Source organism: Sporosarcina cascadiensis (genome assembly GCF_009650995.1).
Lineage (GTDB): Bacteria > Bacillota > Bacilli > Bacillales_A > Planococcaceae > Sporosarcina > Sporosarcina cascadiensis.
Genome location: NZ_WHVV01000003.1, coordinates 130355 through 151940, shown reverse-complemented (window position 1 = coordinate 151940; position 21586 = coordinate 130355). Strand labels below are relative to the sequence as shown.

Annotated in this window: 20 protein-coding genes, 1 pseudogene and 1 riboswitch; of the genes and pseudogenes, 6 read left to right on the top strand and 15 right to left on the bottom strand. The window is 40.3% G+C overall.

Going from position 1 to position 21586, the window contains the following annotated elements; translation table 11 throughout:
- Nucleotides 1-66: 66 nt before the first annotated feature.
- The 6 genes from GDZ68_RS18055 to GDZ68_RS04655 form a co-directional block, all read right to left on the bottom strand.
- Entirely contained in the window at nt 67-219 is a 153-nt protein-coding gene (locus GDZ68_RS18055) for a hypothetical protein (protein ID WP_194841060.1), read from the bottom strand.
- Between the two features lie 129 nt (nt 220-348).
- Nucleotides 349-1272, bottom strand: coding sequence for a S66 peptidase family protein (locus GDZ68_RS04675; RefSeq protein WP_153721102.1), 924 nt, complete (start codon nt 1270-1272; stop codon nt 349-351).
- A 522-nt stretch (nt 1273-1794) separates the two neighbouring features.
- A complete protein-coding gene (locus GDZ68_RS04670; protein ID WP_153721101.1) occupies nt 1795-3018 on the bottom strand; it encodes a YHYH domain-containing protein in 1224 nt (407 codons plus the stop codon).
- 693 nt (nt 3019-3711) lie between these two features.
- Nucleotides 3712-4020 (bottom strand): hypothetical protein, encoded by a 309-nt coding sequence (locus tag GDZ68_RS04665; protein WP_194841059.1) that lies wholly within the window; start codon nt 4018-4020, stop codon nt 3712-3714.
- Nucleotides 4021-4109: 89 nt separating this feature from the next.
- Nucleotides 4110-4508, bottom strand: coding sequence for a hypothetical protein (locus GDZ68_RS04660; RefSeq protein ID WP_153721100.1), 399 nt, complete (start codon nt 4506-4508; stop codon nt 4110-4112).
- A gap of 54 nt (nt 4509-4562) precedes the next feature.
- Nucleotides 4563-4997: a hypothetical protein gene (locus tag GDZ68_RS04655; protein ID WP_153721099.1), complete on the bottom strand. Its 435-nt coding sequence runs from the start codon at nt 4995-4997 to the stop codon at nt 4563-4565.
- A 116-nt stretch (nt 4998-5113) separates the two neighbouring features.
- Nucleotides 5114-5212, bottom strand: a riboswitch (SAM riboswitch).
- 304 nt (nt 5213-5516) lie between these two features.
- On the opposite strand from GDZ68_RS04655, the gene GDZ68_RS18190 reads away from it, so the two are divergent.
- Together GDZ68_RS18190 and GDZ68_RS04645 are read left to right on the top strand one after the other, a co-directional pair.
- Nucleotides 5517-7250, top strand: a complete 1734-nt coding sequence (locus GDZ68_RS18190; RefSeq protein WP_228551011.1) for a GIY-YIG nuclease family protein — start codon at nt 5517-5519, stop codon at nt 7248-7250.
- 130 nt (nt 7251-7380) lie between these two features.
- Nucleotides 7381-7797, top strand: coding sequence for a (deoxy)nucleoside triphosphate pyrophosphohydrolase (locus GDZ68_RS04645; RefSeq protein WP_153721098.1), 417 nt, complete (start codon nt 7381-7383; stop codon nt 7795-7797).
- Nucleotides 7798-7802: 5 nt separating this feature from the next.
- On the opposite strand, the gene GDZ68_RS04640 is transcribed toward GDZ68_RS04645, so the two are convergent.
- Together GDZ68_RS04640 and GDZ68_RS04635 are read right to left on the bottom strand one after the other, a co-directional pair.
- A complete protein-coding gene (locus tag GDZ68_RS04640; RefSeq protein ID WP_153721097.1) occupies nt 7803-10613 on the bottom strand; it encodes a DEAD/DEAH box helicase in 2811 nt (936 codons plus the stop codon).
- 309 nt (nt 10614-10922) lie between these two features.
- Nucleotides 10923-11243, bottom strand: coding sequence for a hypothetical protein (locus tag GDZ68_RS04635; RefSeq protein ID WP_153721096.1), 321 nt, complete (start codon nt 11241-11243; stop codon nt 10923-10925).
- 22 nt (nt 11244-11265) lie between these two features.
- Here GDZ68_RS04635 and GDZ68_RS04630 point away from each other — a divergent pair, with 22 nt between their 5' ends.
- Entirely contained in the window at nt 11266-11448 is a 183-nt protein-coding gene (locus tag GDZ68_RS04630; protein ID WP_153721095.1) for a hypothetical protein, read from the top strand.
- 78 nt (nt 11449-11526) lie between these two features.
- Here the strand turns inward: GDZ68_RS04630 and GDZ68_RS04625 are convergent, their stop codons facing one another.
- The 4 genes and pseudogenes from GDZ68_RS04625 to GDZ68_RS04610 all read right to left on the bottom strand — a co-directional run bounded on the left by GDZ68_RS04625 (nt 11527) and on the right by GDZ68_RS04610 (nt 14660).
- Entirely contained in the window at nt 11527-12705 is a 1179-nt protein-coding gene (locus tag GDZ68_RS04625) for an NAD(P)/FAD-dependent oxidoreductase (protein WP_153721094.1), read from the bottom strand.
- A 107-nt stretch (nt 12706-12812) separates the two neighbouring features.
- On the bottom strand, nt 12813-14003 hold the full coding sequence (locus GDZ68_RS04620; protein ID WP_255425130.1) for an NAD(P)/FAD-dependent oxidoreductase: 1191 nt from the start codon (nt 14001-14003) through the stop codon (nt 12813-12815).
- Nucleotides 14004-14100: 97 nt separating this feature from the next.
- Nucleotides 14101-14394: pseudogene (locus tag GDZ68_RS04615) on the bottom strand ((2Fe-2S)-binding protein); the annotation flags it as partial.
- On the bottom strand, nt 14394-14660 hold the full coding sequence (locus GDZ68_RS04610; RefSeq protein ID WP_153721092.1) for a (2Fe-2S)-binding protein: 267 nt from the start codon (nt 14658-14660) through the stop codon (nt 14394-14396). The pseudogene GDZ68_RS04615 and the gene GDZ68_RS04610, both read right to left, overlap by 1 nt.
- Before the next feature lie 826 nt (nt 14661-15486).
- Between GDZ68_RS04610 and GDZ68_RS04605 the strand changes: the two genes are divergently transcribed.
- The 3 genes from GDZ68_RS04605 to GDZ68_RS04595 are packed head-to-tail and all read left to right on the top strand — an operon-like array spanning nt 15487 to nt 18162.
- Nucleotides 15487-16623: a betaine/proline/choline family ABC transporter ATP-binding protein gene (locus GDZ68_RS04605; protein ID WP_153721091.1), complete on the top strand. Its 1137-nt coding sequence runs from the start codon at nt 15487-15489 to the stop codon at nt 16621-16623.
- Nucleotides 16616-17269, top strand: a complete 654-nt coding sequence (locus GDZ68_RS04600) for an ABC transporter permease (protein WP_153721090.1) — start codon at nt 16616-16618, stop codon at nt 17267-17269. Before GDZ68_RS04605 ends, GDZ68_RS04600 begins: the two co-directional genes overlap by 8 nt.
- Nucleotides 17266-18162 (top strand): glycine betaine ABC transporter substrate-binding protein, encoded by an 897-nt coding sequence (locus GDZ68_RS04595; RefSeq protein WP_228551010.1) that lies wholly within the window; start codon nt 17266-17268, stop codon nt 18160-18162. Before GDZ68_RS04600 ends, GDZ68_RS04595 begins: the two co-directional genes overlap by 4 nt.
- Nucleotides 18163-18608: 446 nt before the next feature.
- Here GDZ68_RS04595 and GDZ68_RS04590 read toward each other — a convergent pair whose 3' ends face one another.
- The 3 genes from GDZ68_RS04590 to GDZ68_RS04580 form a co-directional block, all read right to left on the bottom strand.
- A complete protein-coding gene (locus GDZ68_RS04590; protein ID WP_194841058.1) occupies nt 18609-20021 on the bottom strand; it encodes a plasmid pRiA4b ORF-3 family protein in 1413 nt (470 codons plus the stop codon).
- A 223-nt stretch (nt 20022-20244) separates the two neighbouring features.
- A complete protein-coding gene (locus GDZ68_RS04585; protein ID WP_153721088.1) occupies nt 20245-20487 on the bottom strand; it encodes a DUF6429 family protein in 243 nt (80 codons plus the stop codon).
- Between the two features lie 151 nt (nt 20488-20638).
- Nucleotides 20639-21583 carry a tetratricopeptide repeat protein gene (locus GDZ68_RS04580; protein ID WP_153721087.1) on the bottom strand — a complete coding sequence of 315 codons (945 nt, stop codon included), beginning with the start codon at nt 21581-21583 and terminating at the stop codon, nt 20639-20641.
- Between the last annotated feature and the right edge of the window lie 3 nt (nt 21584-21586).

Here is a 21586-nt window from a genome sequence, read left to right as displayed (position 1 = left end):
TTTTCCATTAAATGGAAACTCAGGAAGCCGTATCACGCCAAAAGACGTCGCTGCCTCAGAGTCATCTTATTTTTCCTCTGCTTGTTTTTGCTTTTTCTTCAAATATTCTGCTCGTATTTTTTCCAGATGCTGCTTTTTATCAAATTGGGCAGGCTTATTTTTTTCGTGATACTTTGCCACAGACGCCTGACCTTTGCTGTCTAATTGATATTTACCCATTTCATTCACCTACTATTCTTGTCGTCTTTGAAGACAATCTATTCATCAAATGCCTGATCTTACGGAAGCAGAGATTCTACCTTTATTAGTATACCCCCAAACCGTGCATATATCAGTAAAAGTTTTCGACTATACTTTTACCACCGGCTCCATCACCGTCAACTTTCGATTCACTGTATCCATATTCATGCTGGCTCCAATAGGTATGGCGGCTTTGTAGTAGTCATGCGCAGTGGCCAGGTTGGTCAATAAAGGTTTTCCCAGCGGAACTAGAAATTCATTGATCAAATCCACATAGCTTTTTCCGTAGGCCGTTTCACAGTTAGTACATTGTCCCATAATAATTCCTGCACAATCTTCAAATTTCCCTGCCATCGCCAAGTGGGTTAAATATCGATACACTGTATTGACCGGTTCATGTGTTTCTTCCAAAAGAAGAATTCTGCCTTCCGTATTGATTTCATACGATGTGCCCAAGGTGCCCACGAATGACGTGAGATTTCCACCTACAATTGGTCCTGTAACATTTCCGGGAACCGCCCCAATAAGCGGCACTTCAGGCGGGTTAATAATTTGCCACGGCGCAGTGACTGACGATGTCGCCGCAAAGAATTGATTGAAATTATATGCAGGAGTTCTCGAATTAAAGTCCAGCAATAACAAACTTTGAAAACTGATGAGGTCCGCATATTCAAATAGCACATTTAATAAAATTGTGATGTCACTGTAACCCGAAACAATTTTAGGATTTTGTTTAATGACGGTAAAATCTAGGAATGGTAAAATACTTGCCACCCCGACTCCGCCCCGCGTAGGTAAAATCAACTTCACTTCCGGATTTGTAAACATCTTCATTAAATCCGAAGCTCTTTGCCGTGGAGTTGCCGCAAGAAAGCCATTCGCAGAATACACATGTTCCCCCACGACCACTTTATATCCCATACTTTGCAGCATCCGGATCCCTTCCGTAATGCGATTAGCCGCCAACGGACTGCCAAGTGTTACAATCCCTATCGTGTCGCCCCTTTGCAGTTGCTGCGGTTTTACAGCCATGAACCTGATAGCCCCTCTCCTTGTGTAAGTGGCACAAACATATTCTTATATATCAGCATATGTTTGGGTATCCCTTTTGGAGACTGACTGACGCACAAGTTACCAGGTTTGCAAACATATTTAGAAGGATGCTATTTGCGATTCTAATATGAAGTTTGCGCAGATCATTGACCTCGGCAATATGCTGAAGATGATGAAAAAGTTGAACTGACCCGTCTATCAACTGATAGATAAAAATCACTAGACAGAAGAAAGACACCTTTTCTCCGCTAAGATAGCAGGAGTGAGGTGTCTTGCTTACACGTTTTCTACATCCAAACAATTTAAGGAATAACGTAAAAGAGTGCCAGGTTGTCTGTCTTTTATCTAACTAATTCCTGGCACTCTAATATTTTCTTCTTCAACCTAGCATTCTTGTCAATCGTAATATCCCCTGCACGCTTAACTGCCATACTTATGATGATTGTTCGACTTAAGTGTTTAGATTACTGCCTTAACCAAAGCAGCATACTGAAAATCAAGTTAACCCTTTTTCACTCTTCGCTGTCGCAGGAAAAAACCTCCTGCAGCTAATCCTCCTACTGGTAAGGCAACACCTGCGACAGTTTTTATTTTCTGCTGCTTCTCCTGACTCTTCAATTCCTGTCCCTCATAAAATAGTGAATCATATAACGCGACAGCTTCCTCATTAACTGTAAATTCATCCGAAATCATATATGTTGAATTTTCGTAGCCATGATCAAAGGCTGTATCTTTAATTTCACTAGCAACTAGATTGGAGTCAAAACCTTCCTTATGCCATTCCCTAAGTTGGTCATTGTCGTTTTTATACGATTCCTGATATTTCAGCTGAATGAAAGCAAGATTGTACCCCTCCAACATGACTTCTTCTTTTCTTTTTGATTTCCCCTCTTCGTACCCTTTTTTATACGAGTCAGTAAATCTACTATCGATAGAATTAATAGACAGTGAATTTAGGGCATAGCCGTCCTTGATACCTAATTTCCCATGTTTTAGGTTTACTTCTGCTATCCGCTTGTCATAAGCTGTCTTATAATGTTTCTCGAAATTCTTTCTGACTGCTTCTTCTTTTGTAAATTCAGACGGAATGTCTAAATCCGCAAGAGAATATCCTAATTTAAAGCCGACTTGCTCAGAGTGAAGTAGAATTTTTTCCTGTTTATATGATTTATCAAAAGCTATCTTATAGGCAGAATTCCAGTCGGCAGACTTGGCTGTATTATTGGAAACTTCTTGATTCTCTCCTTTGAGAAACGCGTTTTTTCCGTCGATTAGACCACTGCTTGTTCCAGCTTCAGAATCCTCTTGTTTAATTTTTTCTATCCCTTCTTTATAGCCCGCTTCATAGCCTGCTGCATACCCCTTTTTATATCCTTCATTCCCTGTATCTGCTGCGGAATTTTTAGTATTCCTACTATAACCGTCATCATAACCCCGTGCCTTACCTTTTGATTTCCCTTCATCGACATCCGCTTGTGTATAGGTTGGTTTAGGTTTAGGTTGAGAGGTGTTTACATTTCTTGTGGTTTTATTTGCTGAATTGGTACTGGATCCTCCACCATTATGGTAATGATATTCACCTGTCTTCAATCCCCACTTTGCACAGTTTGTTCTGCACGTATGCCCCCCGTTGCTGTCCGTTCTACCTGGATGAGCTGAAGTTTTCTCAGTGAAAATAAGCGAGGAAATCAAAATAATACTTAATGTAATTACTAATTTTTTCATAACTTTACTCCTTAATAAAATATATTAATAATGAAATACTTCGAATACTTTTAACACCAACAGTAAAAATATCTATAAATAAGTTATTTTTCTATTTAATAGTCATGTTATTCAATTCGCATACTATTTAACTAACAACTAAAACTCAGCAAGATTACGAAAAATAATCACTCTATATTTACTAAATAATCAAATTTTCAACTCCATTTCAAAATATAATCATAGTACCGTCATTATACCAATATATTCTATTTTTATATACCTAAATATACAAATAAACCTTTTATATTTAAAATTCTTATTGTAAAAGTCAAATATTTCTCACTTGGCCTAGGAAGAGATTAGTAAAGGACTTAATAATTAGATCAACATTGGACGCAAAATAAATAATGCTATCAGATACCGATAATTGATTTGCAATACTACATCCAACAGAGAGCTGCTATTTAGCCAAAATTTTACCCAATAAAAAAACTCCCCAACCTTTGGAGAGTCATGTCATTATAAATAGTAAGAGAACAGTAATTGTCCGTAGATTTAAAGTCGCCTACCATAAATTGTTAACGCGTACGTACCGACATTTTAACGACTACTTAAGAATTGATTACACTAAAAGAATAATTTAATCATTATTGCGCTCTTTAACATGAAAACACCTGCAATACAGATAATATAAAAGCCGGCACTCAATCCTTACAAAAAACCATCTTCAGGTTCGCCCACTTCAAACCCTACTGCTTTTGTAGCTTCCAATTTGAATTTCTCCATCCAATCACTCCACTCGTCATCGCCCATCCGCGCATAAAATGATAATCCGCTCGGTTCCACAGAAGCCCATATAAATATATTGTCCTCTTCTCGCCCGAACCAATAGGGAATTCCATCTTTAAAACCTAGCCAGCCGGGCATGCTTTTGTATACACCAGTCACATTACCCCACAATTCCTCAGGCAATGAGTACCAAATATTTAAATTGCAATTTTGCGGCTGCACTTCACTCATCTATTTTCCTCCCTCTTTATTAAAACCATGATTTAACGGATCTAATCATTCTTCATACACTTTTGTCCATCAGTATTTCTGACGAGCTGCTAATAGTATTCAGATCGCAGCCAAAAGGTTGCCTGCTCCTCGTGTATCGTGCAGGAAAACCATTCAACATTGTTTTCGAAGAAAATCAGGTCCTCAGGCAGTTGCGGAGCTACCCAGTCATAGAGTGAATTCGCCGACTTGATCAGAAGTTTCAATGTATCCGGAGTTGACTCGATTACATATACCGTGGCTGCCGGACCTTTCGTGATGGTCTGTGCAAACGTCTTTGTTTTATAATTGCTCTTTATGTATGGTGCAAAATAATCGAGAAGCGACCAGTCGTATGTCAGCTCATTTCGGGTAATGAAATAAAATTCATCTGAATGCACGCAAAGTACCTTCATCAAATTTTCATATACCACGCCGGTCGGATTCCCGTCAATTTCCCAGTAATCCATACTGCACTCTCCTTTATTATAGAATAAGCACTCATTCAGGCAGTATCTTAATTTTCAGTCCAAATACATTTCCAATTCAACTTGTACTACAGGCGAAGGAAACCCTTCCGGCACTAAGTCTGCCTCTTCCGTAAAACTGATGTCAACACCCGCAAGCTTGTAGGACGGCATTGTTTCAATCTGCTCCGGCCCATCAATGATCCTGCCCGCAAAATGATAAAAGACTATATAATGATGCGTACCGTCTCCGCTCCTGCCAAACGCTGAAACTTCCCCTTCTTTGTGCGGATCAATTCCGAGAACACGAAAGAAATCGCGGATTTCTGCAGGGAATTGCTCACATGCCTGAACATAATGCAGACAATCTTCACAGCTGCAGTCCTGTGTAAGAAGAGGGTGGCCTGCATAGAATTCCCTAGTTCGTTCTCTATCCGTTTCTATAGTCCAAGCACCGAATTCCAATCGTTTCATGTAATCGCCCTGTTTCATAACATCCCTCCCGGTCATTTCGTCGCTGTCAGCATCTCAATATATCACGTAAACATGTCCGCGATGTTATGTGAGTTACTGCCCTCTCCATCATCTGGTTCTGCACGCATAATTTCTTCTCATCGTTCAGGTACACCTGTTGAATGTGGTACCTTACCTATCCGGCAGGTGCTGAGACTTCATCGGGCCACCCCCTCTGTCTCTCTCAATAAGAAAAGAACGTCTGCTCAATTGCGAATAAATATAAGGCAAGATAGTTTTCATGTCAACCAACAGGATTATCTGTTTTAGCCTTACTGATCTAACCCAAAGTAATGCAAATGTCCTTTAAAAAGTGATCACTACTAAATGAATCTATCAATTATTCAGCTAATAATAACAAAAATACAAAATAATCGACATGATTTGTCATTTTATTATCAGGAATTAGTTTTAGTAACAATTAAGGGGCAAAAAATACTACAATAGAATTAGTTAAATTGGTTACATATACTCACATTAATGAAAGGAGTTTTAATATTGTCCAAAAATAAAATGAAACAACCGCCTCTAGAACTACCTGCAAAAAAGAACAAGGAAGAATATAATCAGTTATCTTGGTTCATGAAAACTTGGAGTTGGCTCTTGATTTTATTCTCGCTTCTAGCCTTTGTCATTCCTCATGCAATCCTTTTAACAGGTCCAATAATCGGCTGGAAATTGCGAAAGGCCATTAAGCAGAATAACAAGCTCTTTATCAAGTATGAGGAAATCGCCAAAATAGTTGACGATAGAATTCTCAAGCTTGACGCCTTAGATGCTGACATAGAGATTACCGAACAAAAAATTACAAGTCATAAAGAAGAATTAGCTGCTATTCAGGAAGATATTATTAATAACAAAGAGATATTCGGAAAACTAAAGACAGAATTCAAAAATGATGTCCGAGAAGAAATGAAAGAACAGATTAGCGAGGCAACAAACGAAGCAGCGAAAATAAGAGAAACTGCTACCAACGATGCTGCGAATGTCCTGATAGATGTTCAAAAGTACATTGAAGAACGAGATCAACTGCTAATCGACAATGAAAAAGCAGAAAAGCAGTTAAAAACTAATACGAATAAAATTCTAAAAGCTAAAGCTGAAATATTAGGAATCAAAACACTTACTGAAAATTTTCCTAATGCCTTAAATTACTCTAAGTTAGAAAAAGAAGTACGGAATGTTAGTCAATTTTTCGATGAGGAGAGCATGCTTCGAAACCTTATTGAACTCGATTGTCATTACAAAAACTCTAAAGAGTTACGTAAAGAAATGAATAGGAATAAGCGTGAGTTGAAAAAGGTTTTAGATACATATGTGGATCGCTACACTACGAAAGCGAATAAAACTATATATCAACTAATGGTTATTGGTTTGCAAGCAGAACTACAGAACATCTTATATACTCTTACGTATTCGAAACTTGAAGAGGCTCAAGAAAATGTGCGTGATCTAGTTAGGAGATATCTGGCAATTTGTGCGGATGGAAATAATTCCATTCTCCCCACAATTACTCGTTTCTTATCGGAAATCGAGCCTATATTCTTAGAGGCCATTGAAATCGAACATCATTACTATGCCAAACGTGAGCTTGAAAAAGAAGAGCAGCAAGCAATACGAGAACAGATGAGACAAGATGCTGCAGAGAAGAAGGCTTTGAAAGAACAGCAGAAGAAGCTTGAACAAGAAGAAGAAAAATTCATGGTAGAAATGCAACGAAACATGGAGCTTCTTTTATCCGAAACAGATACAGACAAGATATCCGTACTGGAAGCGCGAGTTCGTGAATTGGAAGAGCAGCAGAATGAGCTTGAATTGAAGAAAGAGGAAATCACCCGACTTGCGAACGGTAAAGCAGGTTATGTCTATGTTATTTCCAATCTTGGCTCCTTCGGTGATCAAATGTTTAAAGTTGGGATGACAAGACGACTAAATCCTCAAGAACGAGTAGATGAACTAGGAAGCGCTTCTGTCCCATTCAAATTTGATGTCCATGCTATGGTGTTCAGTAACGATGCAGTAGGACTGGAAAATCAGCTGCATCAAACACTTCATCAGCAGAGGGTTAATAAAGTAAACTTGCGCAAAGAGTTCTTCAACACTACGATTGAAAAATTACAAGAAATTGTAGAAGAGATTGATCCAACAGTTGAATTCAAGACGACATTACTTGCCCAAGAATATTTTAAAAGTAAAGAATTGAAAGAAGAAAAGTTGTCGAATGTCGGATAATCAAAAAACATGTGTATTCGTTACGAAGGATGGACTTCAGAAAAAATATTTTGCACCACATATTCTTCTCGCGTAAACGAACTCTACAGTATGGTATCATTATCTTAAAAGTAATTTTCAGGAGGCCTGTATGAAAAAAGTAATTAAAGTGGTCGCTGCCATCATTGAAAACGACGAGAAGGAAATCCTCTGTGCGCTGCGTTCACCCGCCATGTCGATCCCGAATCGCTGGGAATTTCCGGGTGGTAAAGTGGAAAAGGATGAAGATCTCTATACTGCTTTGAAGAGAGAAATAACCGAGGAAATGAATTGTACGATTGAAATCACAGAGGGTATCTTCAACGACAATACACATGAATACGATACATTCATGATTAATTTGATCTCCATCAAATGCCGTATTGCCGAAGGAACGCCAACAGTCAGTGAACATTCAAAAGTAATCTGGCTGAAGCGCGAGAATTTGGAATCGCTCCAATGGGCCCCTGCCGATATCCCTGCGGTTCAGCAGCTGATCGAAGAAAAAGGTGTAGTCTTCTCACATTGAGAAAACTACACCTTTTTTGTAAATTCCGTATAAAGATTCGCCGGCAATTTATTCTGCAATTTCAATTGAACAGTAATCGGTTTCTCTCCCGAAGCCTCGATAGTATCTCCCTTGCCGATATAAATAAAAGGCTCATTCTTGCCATCAATTTGCCGATACTTCCTCACAAACAAATGCAAATGAATGCCGTTTCGCTGGTTGAAAATGATATTCTGTCCTCTTTCTGAATGCTGGGAGGTACTATTTGGCGTCTGCCACTGGAAATACTGCTCATCCATGAACTTATCATGATAATTGATACTTTCTTTAATATCTTCTTCTTTATGAAGATCGATAAACAAGAAATAATCATTTCCACTCGCAAGCAGCCCTGAGCCCCTGAACGAGCTGTGAATTTTTCGGTAGTTCGACATAAGAGCGGCATCGATCATTTGGTATTGTTCGTACAGTTTAAAATGTGGCACACCGTAATTTGTCGTACCGAATTCCTTCTCATAGCGATGAATTCCATAATGGATTACATCCTCAATGAACCTCCGAAACTCCCTTTTCATCAATATCTGATTATAAAGTGGAGATTTCATCAGCCTTTCACCCTGCTGGAAAACAAGCTTCGGCTTCTTTAACTGCACACTGTCATAATAATCCTGGTCCAGCGTTTCAAACGCATGCCTCACACTATCCTCATCGACATTTTCAACCAGCTTGAGAATTTGCTGCATGACCATGTCCAAATCGATCTCTTCATGATCCAGTAAGTAGCGTAAGATCACAAACTCATACACTCTTTTTAACGGCAGCTTGCTCGACAGCTCTTTTAGAATCCCCTCAAATGCTTCATCTAATAAACGTCTCTTTAGCCCTTCATTCTTTTCCACTTTCGCCACAAACTGCAAATACGTTTTTTCTTTCCAAATAAATTTGACCGGATCGGGCGCGCCATCAAATTTTAAGTAATCCATTAAATAAAGCGGCGTTCGCCCTTGGTTTAGTTTTTTAAATTCGTGATATTCCTCTTTTAGGTACTTCTGCGAGTTGAAATTTTCTTGATCAATCTGAGACAATATGCGATCTCTTGAAATTCTGTCCATTTGAATATGTGTGCAGCCTGGAATATTGGCAAAGTTGGTGGCAATGGCGACTTTCAGACTTTCCTTATCGTAATAGCGGCTACCATTCAAGGCCATCGCAATCAGAAACGTCTTATTATGATTGCCAATGAAATCAAGAACTGTGAGAAACGTCTTCCCTTCATGCTTCCGCAACCCCCTTCCCAATTGCTGAATAAATACAATCGGGGAATTGGTTGGCCGCAGCATCAATACCAAGTTGACAGAAGGAATATCCACACCTTCATTGAAAATATCAACTGTGAAAATAAACTCTAATTCGTCTTGATCGTCTTCCAGTCTCATCATAAAGTGTTCACGCCGCTCAGGAGAGTGGTCTCCGTAAAGGAATACACTTGGAAAACCTCTCTTATTAAACTCATCGGCCATATAGCGGGCATGCTCAATACTGACACAAAATCCAAGACCTTTTCGTTTCCCTCCATCATGCCCATAAAAAAGGAACTTCTCTACAATAAAATCAACGCGTTCATTCACCTTCAGCTTTTTCGTCACTTCTTGAATGTCGTCGATATCGATAGCGCTCAAATCGATACTCTCAATATCCGTGATGCCGAAATAGTGAAAAGGAATAACCAATTCGTCCTCCAGCGCTTCATGAAGACGGACTTCGAGGGCGACATTATTATCGAATAATTCAAAAATGCTATTGCCATCCGTCCGCTCTGGCGTTGCCGTCATACCAAGAGTGAATGAGGGCTGGAAATATCCAAGAACTTCCTGGTAGGTTGGACTTGTTGCATGATGTGCCTCATCAATGATGAGATAGTCGAATTCATCTTGATCAAACTCATGAAAACACCTAGTGATGGTTTGAATCGTAGCAAAAACGTAGTCAACGTCTTTTTGCTTATGATTCCCTGTCAGTAAACCGAACCGTAAATTTTCATTCGGTAGCAGCAGTTCGAATGTCTCCTTCGCTTTACGCAAAATATCTTCCCGATGCACAATAAACAGTAGCTTCTTCGGCTTTGCTTTTTTCACATCGAACGCCGACATATACGTTTTACCCGTGCCGGTCGCTGCAATGACGAGTGCCTTCTTCTCTCCTAAGCTCCGAAGCCGCTCCAGATTTTCTGTCGCTCTTTTTTGCATTTGATTCGGCACAATATATTGACCATTTTCATAAATTCTCATTCGGGATACATTAGTTCCCTTGAAACTTTCCAAAAACTCTTCGTATCTAGCGATAAAGTCTTCATCAGCAGTCACACTCAAATCCCAGAGGCGATGGAACTCACTTAGAACATCCTGAATAAACAGACCTTCTTCTTTAGCGATGATTTCTACATTCCATTCAATATTGCTTTTCAGCGCACTTTGCGTGATGTTCGATGACCCGATAATCACCTTATACCGATCTTCATATTCGAAAATATACGCTTTCGTATGAAAACCGACTTCCCGGTCCGTAACAAATACTTTTAAATCGACATTCGGAAACTGTCGAAGCTTGTTCAGCGCCTTCGCTTCGGTAAAATTCAAATAAGTCGATGTAATGATCTTTCCGGCGACTCCTCGTCTCTCCGCTTCCTTAATAGGATCCAACAATAGCTGGAGTCTACTAAAATTTATAAACGCCACACTAAAATAAAATCGCTCACAATCTTCAAGTGAGGAAACTAATTCATTCAATAAGTTCTCGATACCTGAATTGACAATCAGGCGTTTCTCCATAGATTCCATTCTACTACCTCAGTCCACTTGTTTTTTCAGTTAAGTGGATCTTACTATACTCTTTCAGAATAGTAAACAGATGGTAAATGAAAGCTGAAATCCTTTATCTTTTAAAAAAGTACCATATCCCATACGACTTCAGTTGCTAATGGACCTGGTACTCGCCCCAAATACTGAATAGATTCGAGTTAACCAACTTTGTTTTTCTATATGATGAAATGCCAGCGTATCATCTGAATTTCCCTTACAAGCATTCTTCACTCCACCATATTTATGCGCAAAGGTTAATTTTTCTAACTCCCTGCAGACTGACAATATTCATTCTGTTCCCCATTCCGCACGGAAACGTTTTACAGCTTCCGCTCTAGAAAGTGTTTGCAGGAAATGTTCTTCCGCCCGTTTGGTACGGGCTTTGATGGAGTCGGACATACATACATCGGCGCAGTTGCCGTAATCATCGTCTGTTATCGCGAGCAATGTCCTATAATCGTCAGTCACCCGCGAGAAATCGCCTCCGAGCCATCGATTCAGCATCTCAGCAACGACCGAATCCTCTTTGCTAAACCGTTTTAAGTAGAGGATGTTCTGCTTCGCCATTTCGCTGTATTTGCCGAACTGTGTCGTAAAATTCGACTTCACGCTTATCGCTAATGCGTTTGAAATGAAACGAGTGGAAGGAAGAACAGAGGGCAGATTGGAAGGCAAGATGGAAGGTAAGATGGAGGAGCGTATTCATTTAGTCCAGAAAATGCTGAAAAAGAATTATTTACTAGAAGACATTGCGGATTTGACGGGGATTTCAAAAGAGGAAATATCAGAAATTCGAGATGCTATGCAGCAATAGATCGGTAAGGCACTAAAGATACCAGGTCCTAGTTGTATATGGACCTGATACCCGCCTTGTGATCATGAAATTATTATATTATGAAACAGGCACTTTAGTAAAACGATCAAATCGTAATGGATTTGTTGGAACAATCGTATCAGATACACCGCGAATTAACTCTTCAATTAACTTCCCGGTAACTGCTGCTAAACTTATTCCATCGCCCTCATGCCCAGCTGCTATGAAAAATCCAGGTATGCTGTCAACTTCTGAAACGATTGGCAGATGATCAGCTGTCCATGGCCTGAAGCCCGTATACGTACGGATCATCGTAAAATCATTCATTTTCGGATAAAAACGCATGGCTCTTTTTGCCATGGTTTGAACCACATTGATATCAATTTTTCCGTTATACCCAACAAATTCACGGCTGCTGCCCAGCAAGAAATTCTGGCTTTCCGTTGGTTCAAGTACCAGCGCTACACCATGCTTCTCTGTTACTGGATCGACAATCCGGTCACGACCAAATTTATTCATTAAATAACCAAATTCCATGACATTCCGCATCATGACTGGCTTTTGTCTGGCCCCAACGATAATATGACCTTTTCTTGGAATGATTGGGATATCAAGATCAAGCATGTTACCGATAAATGGTGCCCATACGCCCGCAGCATTGACGACTTTTTTCGCCGTAAATTGGCCATTTGTCGTTTCAATTGTAAAATCATCTTTTTTTGTAATCGAAGTCACTTCTGACTGTGTATATACTTTAAGTCCATATTGCTTCGCCTTGTCAATGAGCGAATAACAAAATAGATAAGGATTTATGAGCGAGTCTGTTCTGCACTCTAGTCCTCCGGGAATATCATCCGCGAAATAAGGAGACTCCGCCCGTAGATCTGCCCGGTCCAGTAATTTAAAATCCAAACCGGCGGCATTTTGTATGTCTACCCAATTTTTTGCTGCTTCCAGTTCTGTATCATTCTCGCAAACAAGCAGGCTGCCGAGTGCACGATATTCAAATCCTAATTCTAGCTTGTCACTCAAGCCTACCGTGAGTTCCTGACTTTTCAAAGACATCAGACTATCAAATCCTGGGTCCTTATCCACGATTGTCACGTTGCCATCACATCGGGATGATGTGCCGCTCGCAATATCATCTTTTTCAATTAACACACAATCGATGCCTGATTTTGCAACATAATAAGCAATGGCACAACCGACAATCCCTCCGCCAATAATGACGACTTCCGTATGATTTTTATTTGTCATTCTAAGATCCTCCTTTGACTTGCAAGGTTATTTATATCTCTTGGGTAAAATTTTCATGAATTATCTATTATACAAACAGTATCGAAAAGAGGTCTTACATAGAAGGTTTATTGGGCTTTTTCATACGTTTGAAATGATCTATGGATTCTCTCTCGGCCTTCCACAATATCAGGATGAAATTGAATGGATGCTGAATCACGTGTAGATTTTACATCTTTCATTGCTTGCTGTATTTTATCGATATTCTTCGCAATAGAGTACCCCGCAAGCGTTCCTTGTGCGCGGGCGACTTTTGCACTTTCGATACCTGTAATGTTTCCAGCAACATATAGTCCATTCAGAGGTGTTTCCATTTGTTCATTGTGAATCGGAATATGGCCACCCAATTCTTCGACGTACTGGAATGGACAACCGATAACAGAAGCAAGTTCTGCAAGTGGGTAAAGCCCTCCTGCTATACAAACGAAATCGACGTCAATTATTTTTTCGCTGCCTGCAATTATTTCTCCGTCAGAAGTAATATCGCACATTGTCACCGATTCCACTTTTTCTGTACCATTTATTTGAACGATGGCTTTACGAATATGGATGGGCATGCCCCACATTTTCACGCCGCTCTTAGGATAGAAATTGACAGCGATATTACGCACCCAGGCAGATTTCGCAAACTTACTTCCAAAACGAAGGAATGCAGAAGGCGCCAAATGTGCAATACGTACCAATCCATCCATGACATGTCTTGGATTGGCATGATTTTTTGTGACTGGATTGGAAATCGGCAGAGCCATACTATGCAGTTCAATGCCAGCAATTTGAAGTTCACGGGCGATTGCCGCAGACAAGACATTGACGCCAACGACTACCCCTTTATTCCCAACGCGAACACGGTGTACATTTGTCATGACTTGTGCTGCACCAATCGACATCACACCAGGAAGTGTCCAGCCTGGAATGGGGACAGCTGTTTCTGCGGCGCCTGTCGCAATGAGTAAATTTGTCGTATCAAGAACGCCTATATTTGTATGTATCATATAGCCGTGTTCTGTTTTTTCAATATGATGGGCAGAAACGCCACATGTAATTTCTGTGTGTAATTTTTCTGCCTGATCCAATAAATTTTGTGTTTCTTTAATTCCATTCCACCATTCGCCATTTGGTTCCTGATGAAGCTGTCCTAGTAATCTACCGCCTGGCTTCGGAAATTCGTCGATGACCAGGACCTTTAAATCTGATTCGCGGCATGCAATGGCGGCTGATAAACCAGCGGGGCCCGCACCAATTATGACGACATCATACATGTGGAACACCAACCTTTTTGCCTTTGTTCTTTTGTTCAAATTCCGCATATGTACGCGGCCACTCTTCTGGCGCAGATTCAAATGGAGCAGCTTGTAATTTTCCGCTTTCAACTGTCATATTTTCTTCGACTGATGTCATACATGCTCGAACACCTTGTGCTTGATTGACCGTTACTCGACATTCAAAGCAATGGCCAATATTACAGTAAATAGCCCGTGGTGCCCCAGTTTCTTCATGAACGCGCAGTTGTCTGATACCATTTGCAAGAAGTGCCGATGCAATGGTATCCCCTTCAAAACCTTTATATGGGACACCATCAAAAGTAAAAGTAACTGTTTTTTGGTTTTCTAATTTCCCAAGAACAGGATGATCTAGTATACGGTTCGTCATCATCTCATTTTACCTCCTAAAATAGCTAGTGATACAGGTCTGACGGGCGGCTGGACTTTCATAGGTATGTCATGCCCTGCTTTCTCTCCTGTAACCGCTTCCAATACAGCGTCAACTGCTGGCCTGCACGTACGCCCGCCACAGTACCCCATACCAGCCCTTGTTCGTAACTTCACTTCACGGGCCGAGCAGTTATACGTAATTGCCGTATTTTGAATGTCCTGTAAAGAAACTTCTTCACATCGGCAGATAATTGTTTGATCCATAGTCGGATTTCCTCCTTTTTTTCCTCTACTAAAAGGTGCCCACTGCTCCTTGATAGGAGTCATTCAACCTGTCGATTAATAACTACTGACTGCATCTCGACAAATTGCTCTTTCGTTGATTCAAAGATAATCATTTGCTCATTTGCTTCTGTAAGATTTCGCCTAGTAATAATTGCATTGTCTTACCCACATCATACCAACATTGTTAGCAAGCTACAATTTAAATTTCGATAGTTCAAAATAAAATAAGGGAACCTGCAAAAGTGTTCCCTCTCATACAAGAGCCCTTACTTACATCACACTTATAATCTCATAGTCGAGACGATGAGAATCCAGCAGCATATAAACGAGAACTTATTAAATATATTCAAAATACGACTTAAAATTGCTTCAGACTTCCCCAAAAAAGAACAAATTCTTTCGTGAATGATACACGAAGGATTCGTTCTTTTTAGTTATCTTTTTGATATTATGCTCCTTTTCGTTAATTTCGAATCGTTTACGAATCTCATGGATATCTAGTATCTTATTTCTTTATATCACTGCTATATTTGTCTTACTTTTCAATGTTTAACAAACGGTATCAGGTCCGCATACTACTCTAAATCAACTCATCATTTCTTCCGATTTGATTGAGGACCGGTACCATGTCTAAAGCAATAAAATGAAAATATAATAAATCTTCTTGAATATACATTATTAATATGTTAAATTTAGTATTCTGACGTTTTCTTAATTTATCAAATTATGACGTCTGTTTTCTAATGCGAATTTTAAAATCATCTAAAAATATGGGCGTACGTTTAATTACATGCAGGAGGTACTTATGCTAAAATTTGAAAATGTTACAAAAGTGTACGATGGTGGATTTCAAGCTGTGAAATCTGTCAACTTCGAGATTGCAGAAGGTGAATTACTTGTTCTTATAGGACCTAGTGGTTCAGGTAAGTCTACTACAATGAAAATGATTAACCGAATTATCCCGCACACTAGTGGAAAAATTTCTATCAAAGGCAAAGATATCAAATCTTACAACGCCGCTGATCTCCGCAGAAATATCGGTTATGTCATTCAACAAATCGGTCTTTTCCCTCATTATACAATCGAAAAAAACATTTCTATTGTACCTCAACTGAAAAATTGGGATAAAAAAGAAATCAAAACACGTGTACTGGAACTACTTGAATTAGTCGGACTCGATCCAGAAATATATGCTGCACGTTATCCGAAAGAATTATCAGGTGGACAACAACAACGTGTCGGAATTGCGAGAGCGCTTGCAGCGAATCCAGATGTGATTTTAATGGATGAACCATTCAGTGCGCTTGACCCCCTTACACGTGAGCAGCTGCAAGAAGAATTACTTAAGCTGCATAAACAGTTAAAGAAGACCATTGTCTTTGTTACACACGACATGGACGAAGCGTTGAAGATGGGAGATCGGATTGCCATTATGAAAGACGGCAATTTACTTCAGTTGGATACTCCAGAGAAACTGCTGCATGAACCCGCTCACGGCTTTGTAGAAGAATTTATGGGTAAGCATCGAATTATTCAAAACCCTGAACTAATGCCCGTTACGGAAATACTGGCAGAGAAGATTGTCACTACCCATTCTAATACTTCACCAGAACGAGCCATTTCGCTTATACGTCAACGAAAAATAACAGATCTTCTCGTCGTAGATGACCAAAGAAAGCTTCTCGGTATTGTTTCTGCTTACGATATAATTAAAAACTTAGATGAGCTTAAAACAATTGATGAAGTCATGAAACCGGCAGTACCGTATTTACTTGATACGGCAACAGCGAAAGATGCCATTATCATGATGGACACATCACCATTCGGCATGATTCCGATTGTCGATGAACATCATATACTTGTAGGACTCGTCAATCGCGGCTCCTTACTCTCTGCGATGTCCAGTCAATGGACAGAAACGGGGGTAGAAGCAAATGAATAACCTAAACATATGGCAGCAGCTTGTGGAACAAACAAAACTGCGATGGCCAGAAGTACTCGAAGCGACATCCGTCCATATTCAACTCGTCTTCTTCTCGATGATCCTTGCAGTACTCATCGCCGTAACGCTCGGAATTCTCATTACACGCGTACCTAAACTGAAAACCGGGGTCCTTGGCGCCGCAGGTATTATGCAGACAATCCCTAGTTTAGCTGTACTCGGTTTTATGATTCCCATCTTCGGAATTGGTGTAAAAACAGCCATCGCTGCCTTATTCCTTTATTCTCTGCTGCCCATTATGCGAAATACGTACACGGGGATTAAGGATGTCGATCCGGCCACAATCGAGGCTGCGAGAGGTATGGGTATGACAAGCATGCAAATTTTGTTTAAAGTAGAATTGCCTCTTGCAATCCCTATTATTATGGCGGGAATTCGAACTGCTGCGGTAATTAACGTCGGTAACGCGACACTAGCGGCATTCATCGGAGCAGGCGGACTCGGTGATTTCATTTTCCTCGGAATTACACGCGGGATAGACGGATTGATCTTACTTGGGGCCATTCCAGCGGCAATCCTTGCAATTGCTCTTGAAACGTTCTTTAGTGCCGTTGAACGCTGGACGACGCCGGAAGGATTGAAATGAAATTGAAAAACAAACTTAGATTATTATTTGCCACGACCTTACTTGCCAGCATGCTTTCAGGCTGTATATTCAATGAAAAAGATTCACTGAGACTCGGTTCCCGTAATAATACGGAAAGTATTATTTTGTCTAATATCATGGGACAATTAATTGAGGACCGGTTAGGTATAGATATTATTTATAAAGAAAACCTGGGCGGCTCGTCTGTCGTCTGGAACGCCATGACAAATGACCATATCGATGTCATCCCTGACTATACAGGAACTATTGTGGTCACCTATTATCAGGAAGAACCCGGGACAGCCGAAGAAACATTAGCTTCCACCAAACGGCTTGTCGCCGGCGACCATATCACCGCGCTCGGTACATTCGGATTCAATAATACGTATACACTGGCTCTTGACGAGTCGAAAGCTGAAGAGCTGGGCCTGGTGACGTTCAGTGATTTCGCTGCAGTCTCCAAGGATTTTACATTGGGCGCCGTATTCGAATTTATTGACCGTCCAGATGGATTACCCGGCTTCGAAAAAGAATATGACATTGAGTTTCAAGATGTTAAAGGAATGGATCACGGCATGATGTACCGTGCAATCGGGGCAAATGAAGTAAATGTGATTAACTCTTACACGACAGACGGACAGCTCGCGATTGCGAATCTGCGCGTGCTGGAAGATGATAAATCGTACTTCCCTCCTTATCACGCACTTCCGCTGGTCCGGGATGAAACGCTTAAGGAATATCCCAAACTGGAAGAAGTACTCGGTCTTCTCGAAGGGAAAATTGATGAGGAAACAATGCAAATCATGAATGGAAAAGTCGACAATGACGGCATCATGGTTGAGCTAGTCGCCAAGGAATTTCTGGTGGACAGCGGGTTAATTGAAGAAAAGTGAATGGATACAGCGCAAACTCTCTGTCAGACGAGGTTGCGCTGTTTTTTTCGTATGAATAGATCTGTGCGTAATTAATGCGGGGACCTGGTACTTGCTTTGTGTCAGTCCGTTTTCATCCGCGTGATGCCTGAGCAAACATGCACTTCACACAATATTCTTCTTTTCATTATTTACTGGCCGCAAATAATGAAAAGGACTATTTATCTATAATGCATATGGTATTAAATAACGTCCCTGTGTAAGAAACAAACATGAAAGTTCACTTATTCACGATTGCTTGAATAATCACGAATATTTAAACAAACACAATAGTTTTATGCACAGGCACCCAATACTTAGGGAACCCGCACAAGAGTTTCCTCTCATACAAGATCCCTTACTTACCTATCACACCTGTAATCTCATAGTCGGGACGATGTATTAAAGTTACCAGGTCCCGGCACAATTCATTCCCACTCATCATCTTCCATATAATATTGTGCTGGACTCTTTCCCTTACTTGCAGAAATAAAAGGACTAGTTATGCTGTTGTCAGTCTCGTCGATTCGTTCCATAAGTATTTCAAATGTCCATTCATCGCCATAGTCGTATAAGTAGAGAAATTGCTGCCCCGGTAAGAGTCCCAAGGAATCTATTCGGACTTTGGAGGCATCTGGATGGCCAAAATCGTCAAGGGGGGATGCGATACAATTACGGGACCAGAGCTGATTATCCATAAAGAATGAATATAGATGGTCATCATCGAAATCAAAAGAATTTACAATGCATTCATGCAATTTATGCATCGTCAAGTTTCCAGGTAAGACCATCTTGCGCCAAATTCCTCGCTCGAATGAAACTTTGAACGTATATACGCCTTCCATAAATCTTTTTTGATCCCGCGGCAGTCCTTTTTGCAGTTCGTCTCCAGGGAATGCTGCCTGAAATGGTAGGCGGAAACTTTCCTCGCTATGATCTGCTTCGACCTCATCGGCAAAATGCTCATAATCAGTGTCGTCCAATGAGAAGCCATATAATGTCTCAAGAGCAGCACCAGGAAACCATTCGGGCTCGCCATTAGTTTTCCGCAATGTGATATTCCATGCTTCCAGATTGCGCTTGAACAGTAGAATGGACATGATCTCTTTACCAAATTCAGTAACGATAATACTTTTGGCGAAATACACACCTTTTCGGTAATGTTCATTCATTCGCTCGAAGTCATCTTCGCAATTCCAAAAACCCAACCATTCAAAGTATTTGAGGAAATGATGCCATTCTATAAAAATGTTTGAAAGAAACTGGCCTATATCGGTTTTCGGATTGACAAGTACGATCTTTTTAGAGGTATCTGCTTTGCACAGGACAGAAAAGACCGGCGTAACTTGGAGTACTGGTAACCGAGATGTTGATTCCTTTAATTTATCCCAATCTATATCAATCCATAAAGCTTCCAACATCGCATAATACTTCTCGTTATCATTGAATTTCTCAAACAAGTCAAGCCGCTTCGAAGCAATTAGCTTTGCAGTGGCGGTATGACGGTCGATTTGCAATAGTCTGCTGCTGATTGCTAGATGAAAGAGGAAATTGATATATGGATACTGTACCTGAGGAGAACTTGGCTTGGCCGCTAACGCTTGAACATGCAACCGTTGATTTAGCTCCACTAGGTGTTTTCGAGAAATTAACTCATTCTTTTTCGACAATGTGACAGAGTTTTCTCTGCAATACGCTAAGAATGCATCAAAATCAGAAATCAAATCCGCAGGGAATGCAGGCACGCTCTTTGGCGCATATTGAACCGACATTTCCTTACTTGGATTCTGGTCATCGGGAAACAGGTCAGACATTGTCAGTTGCTGTTCAATATTTTTCATATACTTTCTCCTCCTTTGCATAAGTATACAATTCGAGTCATCTTCTTTGGTGCCTGAGTGCGAAACAAACATGAAAATTCACTTATTCACAATTGTTTAAACAGTTATGAATGTTTAAACAAACATGATTGTTCGCTAAGCCAATTACACTGCACCCTGCGCCTTGAAAATCGATTCCTTGTCTGCCAGCAATCTTCTTCTTTTTCTGAAGGATAACTTATACCTACTTCATCTGGTCAAAATGAAATTTCTCTAGCAAGGACTCTGCTTTTTCAATGCCTGTCTTTGTCAGATAAACAGATTTCGAACGATTGCTTCCTCTAATCATATCCTCCGCCTGCAAATCATCCAAGGAGCCAAACGGATAACCTTTCCAACTTCTTTTCATTCCGTCAGGCAGCTCGTCCTCTTCCCATGAAGTCAAATACAGCAACAGCAATACCAACTCATCAATTTGTTTGTCCATTTTACTGACTCTCCTTCTATATAGGTTACTCACTAGGTTACCTGATCTGTATGTGAACCCAATGCCTATAGGTAAAAAAATTATATTTTGTTTACAAATGGTTTGACTTTATTTTTATATAGTTATTCTATAATCGCAATTGGTTCCTAAATTATTTCTTCCCACCATTTTTCATCAGCAACTTAGCCAGCGGATAGAACGATTCAACGTTATCTAGCTCAATAGTTCCCTCATAAACATCAGCCTTCCTGTCCGCTGATGGAAATTCAATCCCGAGCTCTTCATAAATATCCTCTCCTGGCAAAATAGCAACTTCTTGCTCTGATGAAACTTTTATATTGAACAGGTTGTTTAGCCCTGCAGCAAGTAATTCCTTCAGTGCGGAGTTCTTCATTTCGGTATAATAAGGTGCGGCCGCAATCATTTTATGATAAAAACGAACTGCTAATGCCGGATCAAATTCTTCCACCAGCATTCCAAGAGAAAAGTAGGATTCCATCTGCAGCAGATCACAAACCAACGAGTGTTCGAACGCAGCTGCAGCTAAATCAGGTCTGGCCCCTGCAAAATATGCATTGCCTAGCCGATTCCACAGAAATGCATCAGCAGGTTTCTCTAAAATCTTTTGTAAAAGATGCTCTTCTGCTTCCGTGCCGTATCTTGGCTGAAAACCGTCGAATAACTGATGAATTGAGTAGGTAACCACCGACTCGTCCATATTCATACTGATCAACATTCCCATTAAACGCATTTCAAAATCCTGTGTAGTACCCCACTCGCCAGCAGAATTGCACTGTTTACAACGAAAATAACCTGTCATTTGTATATAGTTTTTTATTGTTCCCCCAGCTTGCTTGTGGCCTTCCAGATTAATAGATATATGCCCGGCATCATAACGTCCGCGTTTTTTGCATATTTTACATACAAACACTACATCATTTTTGGGGAATTTACGTGGCACTTGGCTCACGTTTTGTATGATCTGTTTCGGTAATTTACCCGGCAAATCGGAAAGAGAAGGACACTCCTTTATTACATGTGATGGTTGATCGCTCATTGCTTGGATTAGTAGGGGATTAAAGTGTAATTTGCTCATGAT